Annotated in this window: 20 protein-coding genes; 8 read left to right on the forward strand and 12 right to left on the reverse strand. The window is 62.0% G+C overall.

What is annotated here, in order from left to right:
* Window positions 1-357: 357 nt before the first annotated feature.
* The 3 genes from phoA to ACJ8HT_RS13340 form a co-directional block, all read right to left on the reverse strand.
* Window positions 358-1,785, reverse strand: coding sequence for an alkaline phosphatase (gene phoA, locus ACJ8HT_RS13330; protein WP_033646822.1), 1,428 nt, complete (start codon window positions 1,783-1,785; stop codon window positions 358-360).
* Window positions 1,786-1,915: 130 nt separating this feature from the next.
* Window positions 1,916-2,623: a glutathione S-transferase N-terminal domain-containing protein gene (locus ACJ8HT_RS13335; RefSeq protein WP_197652139.1), complete on the reverse strand. Its 708-nt coding sequence runs from the start codon at window positions 2,621-2,623 to the stop codon at window positions 1,916-1,918.
* 74 nt (window positions 2,624-2,697) lie between these two features.
* Entirely contained in the window at window positions 2,698-3,381 is a 684-nt protein-coding gene (locus ACJ8HT_RS13340; protein WP_197652138.1) for an ArsR/SmtB family transcription factor, read from the reverse strand.
* Window positions 3,382-3,461: 80 nt separating this feature from the next.
* Here ACJ8HT_RS13340 and ACJ8HT_RS13345 point away from each other — a divergent pair, with 80 nt between their 5' ends.
* From ACJ8HT_RS13345 to ACJ8HT_RS13355, 3 genes are read left to right on the forward strand one after another with little or no spacing between them, the layout of a single operon-like run.
* Window positions 3,462-4,097: a hypothetical protein gene (locus tag ACJ8HT_RS13345; RefSeq protein ID WP_350429753.1), complete on the forward strand. Its 636-nt coding sequence runs from the start codon at window positions 3,462-3,464 to the stop codon at window positions 4,095-4,097.
* A complete protein-coding gene (locus tag ACJ8HT_RS13350) occupies window positions 4,057-4,464 on the forward strand; it encodes a hypothetical protein (RefSeq protein ID WP_350429754.1) in 408 nt (135 codons plus the stop codon). Before ACJ8HT_RS13345 ends, ACJ8HT_RS13350 begins: the two co-directional genes overlap by 41 nt.
* Window positions 4,465-4,476: 12 nt before the next feature.
* Window positions 4,477-4,824, forward strand: coding sequence for an antibiotic biosynthesis monooxygenase family protein (locus tag ACJ8HT_RS13355; protein WP_197652137.1), 348 nt, complete (start codon window positions 4,477-4,479; stop codon window positions 4,822-4,824).
* Window positions 4,825-4,858: 34 nt separating this feature from the next.
* Here ACJ8HT_RS13355 and ACJ8HT_RS13360 read toward each other — a convergent pair whose 3' ends face one another.
* On the reverse strand, window positions 4,859-5,590 hold the full coding sequence (locus tag ACJ8HT_RS13360; protein ID WP_197652136.1) for an isochorismatase family protein: 732 nt from the start codon (window positions 5,588-5,590) through the stop codon (window positions 4,859-4,861).
* Between the two features lie 132 nt (window positions 5,591-5,722).
* Here ACJ8HT_RS13360 and ACJ8HT_RS13365 point away from each other — a divergent pair, with 132 nt between their 5' ends.
* Together ACJ8HT_RS13365 and ACJ8HT_RS13370 are read left to right on the forward strand one after the other, a co-directional pair.
* Complete coding sequence (locus tag ACJ8HT_RS13365; protein ID WP_197652135.1) at window positions 5,723-6,619, forward strand: LysR substrate-binding domain-containing protein; 897 nt, start codon at window positions 5,723-5,725, stop codon at window positions 6,617-6,619.
* Between the two features lie 170 nt (window positions 6,620-6,789).
* The gene (locus ACJ8HT_RS13370; protein WP_197652134.1) at window positions 6,790-7,287 is read left to right on the forward strand and encodes an AAA family ATPase; all 498 of its coding nucleotides are present in this window, start codon (window positions 6,790-6,792) and stop codon (window positions 7,285-7,287) included.
* A 32-nt stretch (window positions 7,288-7,319) separates the two neighbouring features.
* On the opposite strand, the gene ACJ8HT_RS13375 is transcribed toward ACJ8HT_RS13370, so the two are convergent.
* From ACJ8HT_RS13375 to ACJ8HT_RS13390, 4 genes are all read right to left on the reverse strand, one after another.
* Window positions 7,320-7,826 (reverse strand): GNAT family N-acetyltransferase, encoded by a 507-nt coding sequence (locus tag ACJ8HT_RS13375; protein ID WP_169318183.1) that lies wholly within the window; start codon window positions 7,824-7,826, stop codon window positions 7,320-7,322.
* Between the two features lie 62 nt (window positions 7,827-7,888).
* Complete coding sequence (locus tag ACJ8HT_RS13380; RefSeq protein ID WP_004939031.1) at window positions 7,889-8,146, reverse strand: YjhX family toxin; 258 nt, start codon at window positions 8,144-8,146, stop codon at window positions 7,889-7,891.
* Window positions 8,147-8,379: 233 nt separating this feature from the next.
* The gene (gene cynS, locus ACJ8HT_RS13385) at window positions 8,380-8,850 is read right to left on the reverse strand and encodes a cyanase (RefSeq protein ID WP_060421366.1); all 471 of its coding nucleotides are present in this window, start codon (window positions 8,848-8,850) and stop codon (window positions 8,380-8,382) included.
* 19 nt (window positions 8,851-8,869) lie between these two features.
* Complete coding sequence (locus tag ACJ8HT_RS13390) at window positions 8,870-9,523, reverse strand: carbonic anhydrase (RefSeq protein WP_048233124.1); 654 nt, start codon at window positions 9,521-9,523, stop codon at window positions 8,870-8,872.
* A 114-nt stretch (window positions 9,524-9,637) separates the two neighbouring features.
* On the opposite strand from ACJ8HT_RS13390, the gene cynR reads away from it, so the two are divergent.
* On the forward strand, window positions 9,638-10,588 hold the full coding sequence (cynR, locus tag ACJ8HT_RS13395) for a transcriptional regulator CynR (RefSeq protein ID WP_197652133.1): 951 nt from the start codon (window positions 9,638-9,640) through the stop codon (window positions 10,586-10,588).
* Here the strand turns inward: cynR and ACJ8HT_RS13400 are convergent.
* Window positions 10,512-10,943 carry a hypothetical protein gene (locus tag ACJ8HT_RS13400; protein ID WP_033640893.1) on the reverse strand — a complete coding sequence of 144 codons (432 nt, stop codon included), beginning with the start codon at window positions 10,941-10,943 and terminating at the stop codon, window positions 10,512-10,514. The two genes, cynR and ACJ8HT_RS13400, sit on opposite strands and share 77 nt — an antisense overlap.
* A 91-nt stretch (window positions 10,944-11,034) precedes the next feature.
* Here ACJ8HT_RS13400 and ACJ8HT_RS13405 point away from each other — a divergent pair, with 91 nt between their 5' ends.
* Window positions 11,035-11,946, forward strand: a complete 912-nt coding sequence (locus ACJ8HT_RS13405) for an alpha/beta hydrolase family protein (RefSeq protein WP_194571230.1) — start codon at window positions 11,035-11,037, stop codon at window positions 11,944-11,946.
* Between the two features lie 17 nt (window positions 11,947-11,963).
* On the opposite strand, the gene ACJ8HT_RS13410 is transcribed toward ACJ8HT_RS13405, so the two are convergent.
* Entirely contained in the window at window positions 11,964-13,268 is a 1,305-nt protein-coding gene (locus ACJ8HT_RS13410; RefSeq protein WP_197652132.1) for an MFS transporter, read from the reverse strand.
* Between the two features lie 692 nt (window positions 13,269-13,960).
* Between ACJ8HT_RS13410 and ACJ8HT_RS13415 the strand changes: the two genes are divergently transcribed.
* Complete coding sequence (locus ACJ8HT_RS13415; protein WP_197652131.1) at window positions 13,961-15,553, forward strand: ABC-F family ATPase; 1,593 nt, start codon at window positions 13,961-13,963, stop codon at window positions 15,551-15,553.
* 51 nt (window positions 15,554-15,604) lie between these two features.
* On the opposite strand, the gene moeB is transcribed toward ACJ8HT_RS13415, so the two are convergent.
* Both moeB and moeA read right to left on the reverse strand, forming a co-directional pair.
* Window positions 15,605-16,360 (reverse strand): molybdopterin-synthase adenylyltransferase MoeB, encoded by a 756-nt coding sequence (gene moeB / locus ACJ8HT_RS13420; protein WP_197652130.1) that lies wholly within the window; start codon window positions 16,358-16,360, stop codon window positions 15,605-15,607.
* Between the two features lie 2 nt (window positions 16,361-16,362).
* Window positions 16,363-17,601, reverse strand: coding sequence for a molybdopterin molybdotransferase MoeA (gene moeA, locus ACJ8HT_RS13425; protein WP_047728154.1), 1,239 nt, complete (start codon window positions 17,599-17,601; stop codon window positions 16,363-16,365).
* Between the last annotated feature and the right edge of the window lie 144 nt (window positions 17,602-17,745).

The following is a 17,745-nucleotide window of genomic DNA, read 5'->3' on the forward strand; positions in this document are numbered from 1 at the left end:
GGCAGCGATAATGCCTTTTTGTTAATAGGGTATTTAACGAAAAGTGAACTATTGCAGGCCGTCCGGATGCAAATTGATCGGTTCACGTTACTGGCGGGGTATTATTGTTTGCGAGAATGTTAAAAACTACTTTTGTAACTAAAAAAAATGAATATAAGCAAAAATCGGTCGGTTGTTGTCGCAGGAATAAACAGAGAGGGAAGAAAGGCCATATAACCGCGTTATTTCCAGGGGTTAATTGTCGCGCAATTAAACGTTATTTCGTTATCACACAATAATTGCGGTTAAATGGCAAATACCTATCGGTAACCAATAATAAATGGCCGCCGTTGCGGGCGGCCAGGATTCACAAGGCGGTTACTTGATGCCCATCGCATCGCGCATGGTGAAGAACAGATCGGTCTGATCGGTCAACCCCACCACGTTGGCGGCGTGCGGGCCATAGGCCGCGACGCGCAGCTGGGTGCCGGTGTGCCCTTGCGATTCCTCTTCCGAGTTGCCGTAGCTGAGGGTCATCGGCGCGCCGTCTTTGGTGGTCAGTGTCTGGGTCAGGCCCGGCGCTTTGGCGTCGGCGGCGACGATCTGGCTGGAGTGTGCGTGGTCGGCGGTGACGATAACCAGCGTGTTGCCGTCGGCGCGGGCGAAGGCCAGCGCTTTTTGCACCGCCTCGTCCAGATCGACGGTTTCACCAATCTGCCCGCACGGGTTGGCGGCGTGATCCTGCTTATCGATCGACGCGCCCTCTACCTGCAGGAAGAAACCGTTCGGGTTGTCTTTCAGCAGCGCGATCGCTTTTTCGGTCATCGCCGCCAGCGTTGGTGTGGCCGCGGTGCGCGCCGGATTGTTTTCGCAGGTTACCGCCGGTTTGTCGAGGTTGCCGTGATAGCTGGCTTTCGGCCCCAGCCAGCGCACCGGCATGTTGCCGTCGGCGAACAGGCCTAGCAGCGGTTTTTGCTGATTGGCCAGGGTAACGGCCTGCAGTTCATCCGCGTTGCTCACCCACTGATACCCCTGCGCTGCCGCCTGGTCCTTCAGCGATTTTCCTTGCCATTCGCCGCTTTTCGCCAGTTGGTTGAAGGACTTCGCGCCGCCGCCCAGCGTGACGTCGGCGCGGGTTTTCAGCAGCTGTTCGGTGATGGAGCCGCGGCCGCCGTTTTCCAGCGCGTTAGCGGCGCATTTCTCGCTGGTTTCCTCCGGGCCGTAGCATTTGCGCGAGGTGACGTGCGACACCAGCGCCGCCGGCGTGGCGTCCTGCAGTTCGGCGGTGGAGACGTTGCCGGTGGCCTTGCCGGCCGCTTTGGCGATCTCCAGCAGCGTTGGCTGGTCTTTGCCGTTCACGTCCACGCCGAGCGCGCCGTTATAGGTTTTCACCCCGGTGGCCCAGGCGGTGGCGGAGGCGGCGGAGTCGGTTACGTAATCCGGTTTGTGGGTTTTCTTGTCCAGCGAGTAGTGGGTGTATTGCCCGGTCAGCGGCAGAGCGTCGATGCCCTTGAAGTAACCGCCTGCGCCTTCGGCGTAGTTACGCGCGGCGGTGATCTCGGAATCCCCCATGCCGTCGCCGATCAGCAGGATCACGTTTTTCACCGTTTTGTCCGACAGCGACGCCTTCAGCGCAGCGGTCTGATCGCCGGCCAGACGGCGGGCGCCGCCCGGCTCGGTGAGGGTGCCGCGCGCGGCGCGCTCGGTCAGGCCATCGGCATTGGCTGAAGTTTCCGCCGCGATGGCGGAGGAACAGAGCAGGGCGGACAGCACGGCGCCGGCGATCAGGGATACAGCAGGTTGCATGGGGTAAGCTCCTTGTCGTAATACAACAATGTAAATAACATCAAATTGTTACGTAAGGAGAGTAGAGCAGAGGGATGACAATTTTATGACAGCGAAAGACGGGATGGCCCGGCGGCCACCCCGTTTGGCGTCAGGCCGCGCGCGCCGGGATAGCCAGCCCACGCTGCACCGCCGGCCGCGCCAGACCGCGCTCCAGCCACTGCGCGACGCGCGGGAAACTGTCGAACGCCACCAGCTCGCGCGCCTCATAAAAGCCGATCAGGTTGCGCACCCAGCCCAGCAGCGAGATATCGGCGATGGTGTAGTCCGCGCCCATGATCCAGTCGCGGCCTTCCAGGCGCGTTTCCAGTACGCCGAGCAGGCGTTTCGATTCGTTCTTGTAACGCTCCAGCGGCCGTTTGTCTTCATACTCGCGCCCGGCGAACTTGTGGAAGAAACCAAGCTGGCCGAACATCGGGCCGACGGCGGCCATCTGGAAGAACACCCACTTAATGGTTTCATAACGCTGCGCCGGATCCTGCGGCAGGAAACGGCCGCTCTTTTCCGCCAGGTAGAGCAGAATGGCGCCGGATTCGAACAGCGGCAGCGGCCGGCCGCCGGGGCCATCGGGATCGATGATCGCCGGGATCTTGCCATTCGGGTTCAGCGCCAGAAATTCCGGCGTCCAGGTTTCGTTGTTGCCGATGTCGATCAGGTGCGCTTCATAAGGCAGGCCAATCTCTTCCAGCATGATGGACACTTTGACGCCGTTCGGCGTCGGCAGGGAATAGAGCTGCAGCCGTTCCGGATGCTGAGCCGGCCAGCGTTTGACGATCGGGAATTGGGTGGAATCGAGCATGGAAACTCCTCGGGTTGGCGGGGTCGCTTAAACGTACCCCTTGAGTATTGCAGTAAAACTACCCCGCCGCCGGGTTACACCGTGAGCTCAAAATGTGCGGCCAGCGCTTTTTTGCCGGCGGGGGTTAGCTGCAGCTCGCGGCTGTCGAGCCGGCGGACGATCCAGCCGCGTTGAATAAAGGCGGCCAACAGCGCGGCGCCCAGTGCGCCACCGAGGTGAGAGCGGCGTTCGCTCCAGTCCAGGCAGCCGCAGGCGAAGCGGCGGCGGCTGGGGGCGGGGGAGCAATCGACGCCCAGCCGCGCCAGCGCGGCCTGACCGACGTCGCTTAACCGGTAGTCTTCCTCACCGTTCAGCCAGTTCAGCGCATGCAGCCGATCGTGCAGCTTCACCGCCACCTCGCCCGCCATGTGGTCGTAGCAGGTGCGGGCATATTGCAGCGTGGTGGGCGTGCTGCTTTTCACCGACGGGCGCGGTACGCCCGCCAGCGCCATCAGGCCTTCCAGCGCTTCGGCCACCGGCTGACCGGCCAGCCGAAAATAGCGGTAGCGCCCCTGTTTGACGCAGGCGATCAGCCGCTGCTCCAGCAGTTTCGCCAGATGCGCGCTGGCGGTGGACGGGGCGACCTCGACCGCCGCGCTGAGCTCGGTGGCGGTGTAGGCGCGCCCATCCATCAACAGGCACAGCATGCGTGCCCGGGTGCGGTCGGCGATGGCGGCGCTCAGCGCCGCTAAACGATCTTCTATGTCGATGTTATGCATACTTCGAGGTTAGGCGAAGTATGACTGCGCGTCCAGCGCTAGCCTGTGGTTATCGCCATCTGGTACCGAGGGAGAAAACCATGTCCGTATGTCCTTATGCCGCCGCGCTCGCCGCCGAGCCGCAGATGCACTATCGCGCCTTGCCGCCCCTGAGCTGGGATAGCGCATGGCAATGTTGGGTGGCCGCTACGCCGCAGTGGGTGAGGGAAGCGCTGCTCAATGCCGATCTCGGCGTGCGGCCGGCCGATGAGCCGGTGCCGACGGCCTTGCTGGAGACGCCGATGGCGCCGCTGTTCGCCGGGCTGGCGCGAATGCGCGACGGCGAGGAGCATCGCACGCTTAAGGCGGCGCTGCAGCGGGCGTTAGCTTCCTGCGACGATACTCTGATTCAGCAAACCGCGGCACACTGTGCGGCGCGGTTAGCGCCAAAGGCCCCCGAGGCGGCGGCGATCACCCGCTTTAACTACGGGTTGCCGGTCTGCACCCTCGGCGCACTGTTGGGCGTGCCCGAAGCGCAGTGGCAACATCTTATCGACGACAGCCTGGATTTTGTCCGCTGTATCGCGCCCGGCGGCACGCAGCATTGCGGCGGCGCAGCGGCTCTGTGCCCGGCTGGGGACGGGGAATGGCGTGCTGCGCCAGGCCCTGGTGCGGGAGATCGGCGACGCCCGGCTTGTGTCGGCCAATGCACTCGGCCTGCTGTTTCAGGCCTGTGAGGCGACGGCGGGCTGGCTCGGGCAGGCGTATTTGCTGGCACGACAGAACGGCGAAGTGGACACCGCGCTGGATCGGGTGCGGGCGCTGACGCCACCTATCCAAAACACGCGCCGTTTCGTCTTACGCGAGACGCAGCTTGCCGGTTGTACGCTGCGCGTGGGGCAGACCGTCTTGCTGTTGCTCGGCGCCGACGGCGAACTGGCCTTCGGCGCAGGGGCACACCGCTGCCCGGGCGAACGCTGGGCGAGGATTATCGCGCGCTGCGGCGTGGCGCATCTGTGTTCGCTGAATATTGATGAGCGGGCGTTGGAATCGGTGCGGTGGCGCCATTCCTACAATGCGCGCGTACCTGAGTTTTACCGTTGAGAGGAAACGATAATGATCGCCGTGATTTTTGAACTGCAGGCCGCAGACGGGCAGCGTGATACCTATCTGGCGCTGGCGGTGGAGCTGAAGCCGCTGCTGGCGCAGATCGATGGATTCATTTCCATCGAGCGTTTTCAAAGCCTGGCCGATCCTGCGCGCCTGCTGTCGCTCTCCTTCTGGCGCGACGAGGCGGCGGTGCAGCAGTGGCGCAATCTCGAGCAGCACCGGGCGGCGCAGGCGCGCGGCCGTGGCGAGGTGCTGGCGCAGTATCGGCTGCGGGTGGCGGAGGTGGTGCGGGACTACGGGCTGGAGAGACGCGACCAGGCGCCGCAGGATAGCCGTGGCTATCACCGCACCTGAAGAAAGCCCGCCGCCGGCGGGCTTTCTTCGCCCGTTATTTCGCTTCGCTGCCCACCTTCATCGCCCCGGCGTAGCTGGCGCCCATCCCCCAGGCAGCGCCGTGGTCGCGGGCGATCTGCAATACGCCTCCCGCCGTGGCTTTGCGGCTCCAGTCCTGCTGCCATTCCAGCATCAACGCCACCCAGTTGATGGGCGTGGCGCCCGCCTGTATCAGGCGCTGCATGGCGTTGTTTTGGCTGTCTGGCGTAATGTCGCCGGTGACGTCCGACAGAATATAAACCTCATATCCCTCGCCCAGGGCGGACAGCGCCGGCAGCATCACGCAGCTGGCGGTCCACAGCCCGCCGATGATGATTTTCTTGCGGCCGGATTGTTTGATCAGATCCACCACGCGCCGATCCTGCCAGACGTTGATGGCGGTGCGATCGTACACCTGCAGGTCCGGGCGTGCCTGCGTCACCGGCTGGAATACCGGCCCGGCGAAGCTTTTGGCGTTGGCCGAGGCCAGAATGGTCGGCACGTTAAACACCTTGGCGGCCTTGGCGATACCGGCGGCGTTATTCACCAGATTGGTTTGGTCGATAGAGGAAATGGTCATGCCGAACATGTCCTGCAGATCGACCAGCAGCAGCAGACTGTTCTCGGCGGTCAGCGGCTGCACATAACCCGCCTGGCGGCTGTCGGCGGCGGGGGATTGCGCCAGTGCGGCGACGGGGGCGGTGGCGGCGCTCAGGCCGAGCATCAGGGCGAACAGGGTCTTTTTCATTATTAACTCCATGATTATCAGTGAATTAAATTCACTTCCCATTCAGGGAAGCGGTTGAATAAAGTCTACTGAGGTTGTTGCGGTTAATAATCTGTGTTTTATTGAATTTATAATTAACCAATAGGACATAATGTGGACGTGCTACTGACGATGCGCGCCTTTCGCCGCGTGGTTGAGCGCAACAGTTTTTATAAGGCGGCGGAGGATTTGGCGATCACGCCGGCGGCGTTGAGCAAGCAGATTAAGCAGTTGGAGAACCGGTTGGGGACATTGTTGCTGGTGCGCACCACCCGCAGCATGAGCCTGACCGAAGCCGGGCAGCTCTATTACCAGGAAGCCTGCCGGTTGCTCGGCGAGTTCGACGCGCTGGAGCAGACGGTTGCCGCCAGCGCGCAGCAGGTCTCCGGCACGCTGCGGGTCAATGCACCGCTCTCGTTCGGCCTCACGGTGCTGTCGCCGCTGCTGCCGCCGTTTATGCAACGCTACCCGCAGCTGCAGGTGGAACTGACGCTGGACGACAGGGTATTGGACGTGGTGGCGGCCGGTTTCGATATTTCCTTGCGCATTCGCCGACGGCTGCCGGATTCTTCCCTCAGCGCCCGGGCACTGGGTGAAGTGCACCAGCGAATTTGCGCCGCGCCCGACTATTTGGCACAGCACGGCGTGCCGCAAACGCCGAATGACTTGCCGCGTCACAGCTGTCTGGCCTATTCCCTGGCGGAAAGGCCGGGGCAGTTGCAGTTCACCGCCGGCGAGGAGAGCCTGAGCGTGACGTTCACTCCCCGGTTGATCGCCAACAACAGCCTGATGCTGCGGGACATGCTGGTGGCGGGACTGGGCATCGGTTCGCTGCCGTCGTTCGTGGCGGATCCCGAAATCGCCGCCGGCAGGCTGGTGCGGCTGTTCCCTGAACAGATTGCCGAAGCGCATCAGGTCTTCGCGGTTTACCCGACGCGCCGGCATGTGCAGCAGAAAGTGAGTTTATTCACCGAGTTTGTGCGAGAACAGGGATTGATGACGGCGAATTGACAACGGCGCGCGGTTGTCATATTCCTTAGTTATGAAAAGATCCTATCGCCCATTCGCGCAAATTATTATCACCCTTCTCCAAAGGGTGGGATAGCGCGTGTGTCGCCAATAAAAAACCCGCCGGCAAGGCGGGTTTTTTTATCCCCTTCCGGCAACGACCGGAGAACGGCATGAAAGCCTACCCTGCAGTTTTACACCTGATGTGCGGCAAGGCCGGCGCAGGCAAATCGACGCTGGCGCAGCGTTTGGCGCAGCAACCGCAAACGCTGTTGCTGGTCGAAGATGCGTGGCTGGCGACGCTGTATGAACAGGAGATGGCCAGCCTGCAAGACTATGCGCGCTGTTCCGAACGGTTACGGCGGGCGCTGGGCGGGCACCTTGTTCAGCTGCTGCGCGGCGGCTGGTCCGTGGCGCTCGATTTCCCGATGAATACGCCGGACAGGCGGCGCTGGGCCAAAGCGTTGGCGGAGGAGGCCGGCGTCGCGCACTGCCTGCATTTTCTCGACGTCAGCCATGCGCAGTGCCTGAGCCGGATAACGCTGAGAAACGCGCGCGGTGAGCACCCGTTTACACTGAGCGAAGCGGAGTTTGAGCGCCTGGCACAGTACTTTGTTCCCCCGGCGGAAGAGGAAGGGATGACCGTCTTGCGTTATGGCGAACAGAACTGAAAACCGGCGCCATGACGGCGCCGGCAACAGGGTTAGGATTCGGCGTTAAACGCGTTGTGGAAGGCGACTTCCGCACACGGCAGCGTGCCCTGGAAGGCAATGGCGCGGAAGTAGTCTTGCGGCACGCCCGGCAGGGTCAGCGCGGTCTGCGCCTGGAAGCCGAAACGGCCGTAATAGTTCGGATCGCCCAGCACCACGCAGCCTGCGGCGTGCCGTTCCTGCAGCTCGGCCAATAGCTGGCGGATCAGCCGGCTGCCGATCCCCCGGCTCTGACTGGCCGGCAGCACCGACACCGGCGCCAGCCCGTACCAACCGGCGGTGCCGTTGCTGAGTATGACCGGCGAGACGGACGCGTGCCCGATCGGTGTGCCATTGTGCTCAGCGACCAGCGACAGGGTGAGAGCGCCTGCCGCGCGCAGCGCGTTGACGATAAACTGCTCGGTGTGGCTGCTGTGTTCGGCATGCAGGAACGCGGCGGCGGTCAGGGTGGCGATGGCGTCGACGTCGGCCGGCGTTTCGTGGCGTAAAGTGATGTTCATGGTTGTATCCTGATTAAATAAGGCTGAGCCGACCGGGCTACCTGCCCGGCCGGTATCGATGATTAACGGTTATCCAGCTGCGCACGCACGGCCTTGAGCCCGGCGAAGGTGACGCGATAAGGGCGCCCCTGGCGAGAGAGGATCAGGCGTTTGGTTTTGAGTTTGGTGAAGACGGCCAGTGAGCAGTCGGCCAGGCCGAGCCCTTCGCGGGTGTAGCATTCGACGTGGGTGACGCGACCGGCGTCGTTGCGGGTGAAGGCGATATAGCCGCCTTTGGCCAACACGTGCAGCACGCGTTGTTCCGCTTTGGAAATGTTCATGTTGGGAGATCCTGTAATAACCCCAGATACGCGCATCCCCGCGCAAACGCGCGTCGGATACGTCAGAGTCCCTCGCCATACGGCAAGGAAGCGACTATCGGGTGGTTACAATCTCCAACATACAGGCCTCGGGCAGTGAAAAACGCCAGGGCGGCGTTTCAGCGCAGTTAATGTAGCCAATGGCCGGTTGGCTGTCAATTTGCCGGCGGCGCGGGCCGCCGGCACAAGGCCAATCAGAAAGGCTTGGTCGGCAGGTATTTGCCGTCCAGGGTGATCACTGCGCGTTCGCCACCGTCCGGATCGGCGACCTTTTTGATATCCAGCTTGAAGTTGATGGCGCTGATGATGCCGTCGCCGAACTGCTCGTGCACCAGCGCTTTCAGCGTGGAGCCGTAAACCTGCAGCATTTCATAGAAGCGATAAATGGTCGGATCGGTCGGCACGCCGCCGGGAATGCTGCCGCGCAGCGGGATGGTTTGCAGCAACAGCACCGCCTCTTCGTCCAGCCCCAGCTTGGCCGCTACCGTGCGCGCCGCCGGTTCCGGCAGCGCATGCTGCCCCAGCAGCGCGGCGGTGACGAACGCCAGGCTGAGACCGGTGCCCTCGGCCAGCGCGTCGAAAGTCAGGTTATGGCGGATCTTGGCGACCATAATGGTGTCGGTGAGCGCTTCGCGCGGGGCGGCGTTATGCAGAGAGTGTGTCATGTTAGCTCCTTTTGTTGGCTTAAAAACGGGCGATCGCCGGGGTGGCGGTCACGTCGGGATGGGTGGCGAGCGGCACGAAGCGGCGGGTTTCGCCGTCCAGCGCCTCGATAGCGCCGCTGGCGATGTCATAGACCCAGCCGTGCAGCGTCAGGCGGCCCTGATCCAGCGCCAGGGCGACGGAAGGGTGCGTTTTGATGTTGTTGAGCTGGGCGATGACGTTTTCGCGCACCATCGACGCGACCCGGGCCTCGTCGGAGGCGTGCGGATAAGCCTGATTGACCGCCTTCGCGGAATCGGCGTAACGCAGCCAGCCGGCGACCGTCGGCAGGTGCTCCAGACACTGGCAGGTGGCGATGGCGGTCATCGCGCCGCAGTCGGAATGGCCGCAGATCACGATATCCTCCACGCCCAGCGCGGCGACGGCGTACTCGACCGAGGCGGTAACCCCGCCGGGTTCGGGGCCGAAAGAAGGCACGATGTTACCGGCGTTGCGGATCACGAACAGATCCCCCGGCTCGCGCTGGGTGACCAGCTCCGGCACCAGGCGGCTGTCGGAACATGAGATAAACAGGGTGCGCGGGTTTTGGCGGGTCGCCAACTGCTGAAACAGCGCCGTGCGTTCAACAAAGGCTTCGCGCTGGAACTTCAGGAAGCCTTCAATCACCTCTTTCATCCGTTTCTCCATTGGGTGTCGTTATGCGATGGCGGCATGATGAACGCTTCTGGCTATAGGGTCTAAGACCCATTTATAATGCCAGCTATAGGTTTTACTAATAGCTGGGGCGCTATGCTGCTGCGACACATCCGTTATTTTCTGGCCGTTGCCGAACAGGGCAACTTCACCCGCGCCGCCGAAGCGCTGCACGTCTCGCAACCGACGCTGTCTCAACAGATCAAGCAGCTGGAAGACACTCTGGGGGCGCCGCTGTTCGATCGCAGCGGCAGAGCCGTGCGCCTGACCGACGCCGGTGAGGCGTGGATGCGCTATGCGCGGCTGGCGTTGCAAGATCTGGACGCCGGCGCGCGGGCGATCCATGACGTGGCGACGCTGGCGCGCGGCCATTTGCGGCTGGCGATGACGCCGACCTTCACCGCCTATCTGGTGGGGCCGGCGATCGATGCGTTCTACCGCCGCTACCCGGGGATTACCCTGAGCATTGAGGAGATGGCGCAAGAGCGAATTGAGGCGCTGCTGGCGCAGGATAGGCTGGATCTGGGCATCGCCTTCGAGATGGCGCAGTCGGCGGAGGTGGAAGCGGCGGCGTTGTTCAGCGAGACGCTGGAGCTGATGGTCGGCGCCGACCATCCCCTGGCGTCTCATCGCCGGCCGCTGACGCTGGCGGAGTGGCAACATCTGCCGCTGGCCTTGCTGAGCGGCGACTTCGCCACGCGGCAGTTTATCGATCGCTACTGCACGCAGCTGGGATTTCGGCCGCAGGTGGCGGTGGAGGCCAACGCGCTGGGCGCCATCGTCGAGATCGTGCAGCGCGGGCAGCTCGCCACGCTGCTGCCGGCCGCCATTGCGCGCGAGAATCGGCAGTTGAAAAAAGTGGCATTGGCCAACGCCATGCCGGTGCGGCAGGCGGTGTGGCTGCAGCGCAAAGGCGCTTACCGCAGCGCCGCCGCGCAGGCGTTTATTGCCGTCTTGCAGGAACAGGGCGTTACGCCAACGCCCCCCAGCGCTGCGTCATCCCCAGCAGATGCACCAGCCCGAAGCCGAGGCAAATCAGCGAGCTGACGACGATAAAGCGCTGGCTGCGGCCGGTATCGCGCAGGGCGAAGGGGCCGGCGACGCCGCGCAGCAGGTAGATGAAGGTAATGATAAACAGCGCGGGCCGCAGCAGCGGCAGCGGCGCGATCAGGCCCGCGCCGGAAAGCGCATACAGCGCCCAAATAAACAGCACCAGCGCGATACCGGCGGTGACGACGGCCGGGAACTTTTTACCCGCTTCCGCCGCCTTAATGAAGCGATCGCCGGCGCCGCATAGCCGGTAGCCGCGCGGCCCGGCGGCGATCACCCAGATATGCAGCAGCGCGGCGATGGCGCTCAGCGCGGCGCCGATCAGCAGCGCGGTGTTATAGAGGTGCGGCATGGTAGCGCTTCCCTGTCAGAAAAGTGGTTGGCATGAAGCGTAGACCAGAAAAGGCGAATTAACCGAACGTAACAGGGAAGAGGAGCAAGTAATGAGACTGGCGACGGGTATGCTGAGCGCATTGGCGCTGTGGAGCGGGCTGGCGATGGCGCAACCTGCGGCGCTGACGCTGCCCAGGGAAGACGGTTCGAGTATTCATTACTATCTGGACGCCGCGGTGCCCGGGCAATCGTCGGCGGCGCTGTTGGTGATCCTGCAAGGATCGGATTGCAACAGCGTACGGCATATCCGCCTGCTGGCGCCGTTGCGGCAGGTGTTCCCCGCCGCAGACCTGCTGACGGTGGAGAAATACGGCATCGACGACCGGTTGCCGTACCGTGAAGAAGTCCCGCGGCAGGATTGCCCGGACGCTTTTGTACAGCATGACACGCCGCAGCGGCGGGTGAGTGATGTCACTCAGGTGCTGAAGGCGGTGATTGCGCGCAACGGCTATCAAAAGGTCGCGGTGCTGGGGGGCAGCGAAGGGGCGGTGATCGCCAATCTGGTGACGGCCTCCTCGGGCCTGGTTGATGCCACCCTCGCGTTCAGCGGCGGTGGGCGCTGGTTTGTCGACGACGTGCGGCACAGCGCTGCCGGCGCGCCGAAGGAAGAGGTGGCCGGGCTGAACGCATTTTTACAGCAGGTGATGACGGCGCCGCCGTTCGCCCTGAACGCCAGCGATCATGGCTATGACTGGTGGCATGGCATGCTGAACATCGATCAGCTCGCCACCCTGCGCAGCATCAAGACGCCGGTGCTGATCGTGCAGGGCGACCAGGATCGCGCCGTTTCGCCGGGAGCGGTCGGGAAAATGATCGCCGAGCTGCGGGCCGACGGTAAAACGAATATCACCTACCTGAATTATCCGGCATTGGACCATGTGATGCGGCGCGAAAATGGCGCCAGCGAGATGGAGCGGGTGGTGGCGGACATGCGCGCGTGGCTGGAGAAGCAACTGCGCTGACTGGCCACCCATGGGCCCTAGTTGGTGTGGCGCTCCCGGAACAACAGAGTGGCTATCAGGCTGACGGTCAACATGCCGGTTACGTACCACGCCGGCGCCAGCGGGTTGCCGCTGACATCCAGCAACCAAGTGACGATCAGCTGCGCCGAGCCGCCGAACAGCGTCACGCCAAAGGCGTAGATCATCGAGGTGCCGGTGGCGCGCACGCGGCGCGGCAGCGCCGAGACGATCAGCATGGTGCTCGACAGCATATTGATCCCCAGCGCGCCGATAAGCAGGATGCGGAAAACGATCGCCAACCACAGAGTTTGCGTGGTGCTGAGGAACCAGAATGTCGGGTAAATCAGGATCAGCGCCGCAAAGATGGAGAACAGCAGCGGTCTTTTGTAATTCTGTATCCGATCAACATAGCGCCCGGCGCAATAGACCGCCACGATCTGTACCACAGAGGCGATGCAGCTGAACAGATAGGCGGTCGGGCCGGCAATGTGGTAGGTCTGCATCATGTAGGTCGGCATATACAGCAGCACCACGTAGACCATCACGGTGCCGGACATGATGACCAGCACCCCCAGCAACAGGTCTTTGGCATGGTTGCTCACCAGATCCCATACCGGATTCAGCGGCGGTTGCGCAGGATTTGGTTGTTCACCGCCGTGGGTCTCTTCCAGATGCTTACGGATATACACGCCGACGGGAATGATCAACAAGCCGATGATGAACGGCACGCGCCAGCCCCAGGCATACAGCGCGTCTTCCGGCAGAAAATAGGTGAGCGCCAGCCCGCAAGAGGCGCCGAGCAGGGCGCTGACGCCCTGGCTGATCGCCTGCCAACTGACGAAAAAGCCGCGCTGATTGGCCCCGGCGGACTCCAGCAGTAGCGTAGTCGCTGAGCCCACTTCACCGCCGGCGGCGAAGCCCTGAATCAGGCGACCGACTACGATCAGCACCGGCGCCAGAACGCCGATTTGCGCATGGGTTGGCGCGAAGGCAATCAGGGCGGTGCCGACGCCCATCAGCACGATGGTCATCAGCATGGCGGCCTTGCGGCCGACCCGGTCGGCATAGGCGCCCAGCACCATGCTGCCCAGCGGGCGCATGATAAAGCCGACGCCGAACACCGCCACCGACATCAACAAAGAGCCGTAGGCGCTGTCGCTGGGAAAATAGAGTTTGCCGATGATGGCGGCAAAGAAGCTGTATACGGTGAAGTCGAAAATCTCCAGGCCGTTGCCCAGGCTGGCGCCGACAATGACTTTGTAATTTACCGCGCCTTTCTCTGCCGTTTGGCTTTTGGGCAAGGTTTTTTCAGCAGTGTTCATCGTTATCTCTCGCGATAGGTGGACGGTGTGTTGTTATTATTTTCTGGCCGTGGTGGCATTATCCGGGACGGCGATAACCGCCGCCCGAAGCGGCAACAGAATGGCAACGTCTCCTTTACATATACTTGTATGTACAACCCTGTGCAATATGAGGGCGGTTAACGGGATAACGCGGGTTTGATTTTTTTAAGATTTTGTATTTATATGTTTTTTTTGAATTTATAACGTGTGGCAGTGAGGTGATTTAGTGCCGATTTAGTGAGCTGTAGCGCATTAATCATCGAAAAAATCCTGGCATTTAAGAAGGGGGTCACAAAATGTCGCGTATAGCAGAATATGTGGCGATAGTCGGCAAGAAATAGAATTAAATAGAAGTGTGTTGACTGTATCAATGATTCTCAAGAGGTATTCAGGTGCGATTTATTCTTACCTGGTGCGGTATCTGGCGAGAATGTATTTCATTTTTTATTTTAATTAATACCGATAATTAATATGTTTTGTGAATTTGTTCGAGCTATTGTACGGTTTGCTGAGCGAAGCCTCCCCGTGACTTTCATCGGTATTATCCAACGCAGGTATGATTCATCCGTCGGCGCCGCTCAAAATGTCACCAAAACTTCCCGCGATCTCTGCACCCCGTTGTGGCATAATGCGCGCCAAATCACATTCCCTATGTATAAAGAGCGAGCGCTGTGTTAAGCACCAACAACATCACCATGCAGTTCGGCAGCAAGCCGTTGTTTGAAAACATCTCTGTCAAATTCGGCGGCGGCAACCGTTATGGCCTGATCGGCGCCAACGGCTGCGGCAAGTCCACCTTTATGAAAATCCTCGGCGGCGATTTGGCGCCGACCGGCGGCAACGTGTTCCTCGATCCGAACGAGCGCCTGGGTAAACTGCGTCAGGATCAGTTCGCCTTCGAACAATACAGCGTGCTGGACACCGTGATAATGGGCCACACCGAGCTGTGGGCGGTGAAGGAAGAGCGCGACCGCATCTACGCCATGGCGGAGATGAGCGAAGAAGACGGCTATAAAGTGGCCGATCTGGAAGTCGCCTACGGCGAGATGGACGGTTACACCGCCGAAGCGCGCGCCGGCGAACTGCTGCTTGGCGTCGGCATTCCGGTGGAACAGCACTACGGCCCGATGAGCGAAATCGCGCCGGGCTGGAAGCTGCGCGTGTTGCTGGCGCAGGCGCTGTTCTCCGATCCGGAGATTCTGCTGCTCGACGAACCGACGAACAACCTGGACATCGATACCATTCGCTGGCTGGAGCAGGTGCTGAACGAACGCAATAGCACCATGATCATCATCTCGCACGACCGTCACTTCCTGAACATGGTCTGCACCCACATGGCGGATCTGGACTACGGCGAACTGCGCGTTTATCCGGGCAACTACGACGAATACATGACCGCCGCCACCCAGGCGCGTGAGCGTCTGCTGGCCGACAACGCCAAGAAGAAGGCGCAGATCAACGAGCTGCAATCGTTCGTCAGCCGCTTCAGCGCCAACGCCTCCAAATCCAAGCAGGCCACCTCGCGTGCCCGCCAGATCGACAAGATCCAGCTGGAAGAAGTGAAGGCCTCCAGCCGCCAGAACCCGTTCATCCGTTTCGATCAGGACAAGAAGCTGTTCCGTAACGCGCTGGAAGTGGAAGCGCTCACCAAGGGCTTCGACAACGGCCCGCTGTTCAGCAAGCTGAACCTGATGGTGGAAGTGGGTGAGAAGGTTGCGGTGCTGGGCGCCAACGGCATCGGTAAAACCACCCTGCTGAAAACGCTGGTGGGTGACACGCAGCCGGACAGCGGCACCGTGAAGTGGTCGGAAAACGCCCGTATCGGTTACTACGCGCAGGATCACGAATACGAGTTCGACGATACGCTGACCGTGTTCGACTGGATGAGCCAGTGGAAGCAGGAAAAAGACGACGAGCAGGCGGTGCGCAGCGTGCTGGGCCGTTTGCTGTTCAGCCAGGACGACATCAAGAAGAAAGTGAAGGTGCTGTCCGGTGGTGAGAAGGGCCGCATGCTGTTCGGCAAGCTGATGATGCAGCGCCCGAATATTCTGGTGATGGACGAACCGACCAACCACCTGGATATGGAATCCATCGAATCGCTGAACATGGCGCTGGAGATGTACGAAGGCACGCTGATCTTCGTCTCCCACGACCGTGAGTTCGTCAGCTCGCTGGCGACGCGCATTCTGGAAATCACCCCGAACAAGGTGATCGACTTTACCGGCAACTACGAAGACTATCTGCGCAGCCAGGGCATCGTGTAACCCTCACGGCAACGCATCAGGGCGGGAATTATCCCGCCCTTTTTTTATCCGTCATTCTCCGCCACACACCTCGCAGTGCGGATCCTTCGGCAGTTTCATCTCGCGGAACTGCATGCTCATCGCATCGAACATCAACAGCTTGCCGTGCAGCGGCTGACCATAGTCTGCCAGCAGCTTAATGGCTTCCATCGCCTGCAGGGTACCGATAGTGCCGACCAGTGGGGCCATCACGCCCGCTTCGACGCAGGTGAGGGTGCTGTCGCCGAACAGCCGGCTCAGGCAGCGGTAGCAGGGCTCGCCCGGTTGATAGGTGAACACGCTGAGCTGGCCTTCCATGCGGATCGCCGCGCCGGAAACCAGCGGCCTCTGCTGCGCGTGGCACAGGCGATTCAGGGCGTCGCGCGCCGCCACGTTGTCGGTGCAGTCCAGCACCAGATCGCAGGCGGCGATCTCTGCCGCAACCGCCTCATCTTCCAAACGGCCGTCGATCGCGTCGATGCGGATATGCGGGTTGATGGCGCTCAGTTCCTGCCTGGCGGAGGCGACTTTGCTCTGGCCGATGCGATCGTCGCGGTGCAGGATCTGGCGCTGCAGGTTGGAGAGCGAGACGGTGTCGAAATCCACCAGTACCAGATGGCCGACGCCGGCCGCCGCCAGGTAAGGCGCGGCGGCACAACCCAGCCCGCCCAGCCCGGCGATCAGCACGCGGGCGGCCTTCAGCTTCTCCTGGCCGTCGAAGTCAAAGCCGCGCAGCACGATCTGGCGGTTGTAGCGCAGCGCTTCGGCGTCGGTCAATTCCGGCAGCATGCTCAGCTCCTCAGCAGGGCGTTGAACGGCTCGATCTCCACCGTTTCGCCTACCGCCACCGAACCGCGTTCGCGCTCCAGCACGATGAAACAGTTGCCCTGGCTGTAGGAGCTGAAGACGTGCGAGCCCTGGTGGCCGGTGGTGCTGACCTCCAGTTCGCCCGCGGCGTTGCTGCTGAACACGCCGCGCTGGAAATCGAGGCGGCCCGGCGATTTCTTCAGCGGCGTCAATGCGCGCGCCCGCAGGCGCGGCGGCAGGCGCCAGTCGCTGTGGCCGGCCAGCTTCGCCAGGAGCGGCTGCACCAGCTGGTAGAAGGTCAGGGCGGCGGAAACCGGGTTGCCCGGCAGGCCGCAGAACCAGGCGTGGCCCAGCTTGCCGAAGGCGAAGGGTTTGCCGGGTTTGATCGCCAGCTTCCAGAAGCTAACCTGGCCCAGCTCGTCGAGCATCTGTTTGGTGTAGTCGGCCTCGCCGACCGAGACGCCGCCGCTGCTGATCACCACGTCGGCCTGGCTGTCCGCCCGCTCGAAAGCGGCGCGCAGCGCATCGCGATCGTCGCGGATAATGCCGAGATCGAGCACCTCGCAGCCCAGCTGTTCCAGCATCAGGCGCACCGCGAAACGGTTGGTGTCGTAGATTTGGCCCGCCTGCAGCGGCTGGCCGACTGGCTGCAGTTCATCGCCGGTAGAGAACACCGCCACCTTCAGCTTACGCATTACCTGCACTTCGGCGACGCCAAGCGAAGCCAGCAGCGGCAGCTGCGCGGCACCCAGCTTCACGCCGGCCGGCAACACGCTCGCGCCTCGGCGAATGTCTTCGCCCGCCAGACGGATATTCTGGCCGGCTTCAACCGGTGCGGTAAAACGCACGCCCTGGTCGCTCACCTCTGCCTGCTCCTGCATGACCACCGCGTCCGCCCCGGCCGGGATCGGGGCGCCGGTCATGATGCGCACGCAGCTGTTGGCTGGCCATTGGCCGTCGAACGGCGCACCGGCGAAGGCCTTACCGGCGACCGGCAGCGGCGCATTGGCCGCGAGATCGGCGAGGCGCAGCGCATAGCCGTCCATCGCCGAGTTGGCGAACGGCGGCACGTCGAGCGGCGAGACGACCGGCGCGGCGGTGATGCGACCGGCGGCGGCGGTCAGGGCAACGGATTCGGTCTGCTGCAGTGGGGCGATCTGCCCGAGCATTTTTTCCAGTGCTTGCTCCAGGGAAATGAGATCGGAAGTATGGCAATGATCCATAAGGGGAACTCCGTAATCAGGGTGCGCTAAAGTAGCGACAAAGTGCGGGTATTATGGCAGAGAACGCCGAGGGGGAGAACGGGTTATGCCTGCCATCTTTCGTACTGCGGCGCTGGGGCGATCGGGTATAAACTGCGTAAAACA

The organism is Serratia sp. CY44782, from assembly GCF_052168715.1.
Lineage (GTDB): Bacteria > Pseudomonadota > Gammaproteobacteria > Enterobacterales > Enterobacteriaceae > Serratia > Serratia nevei.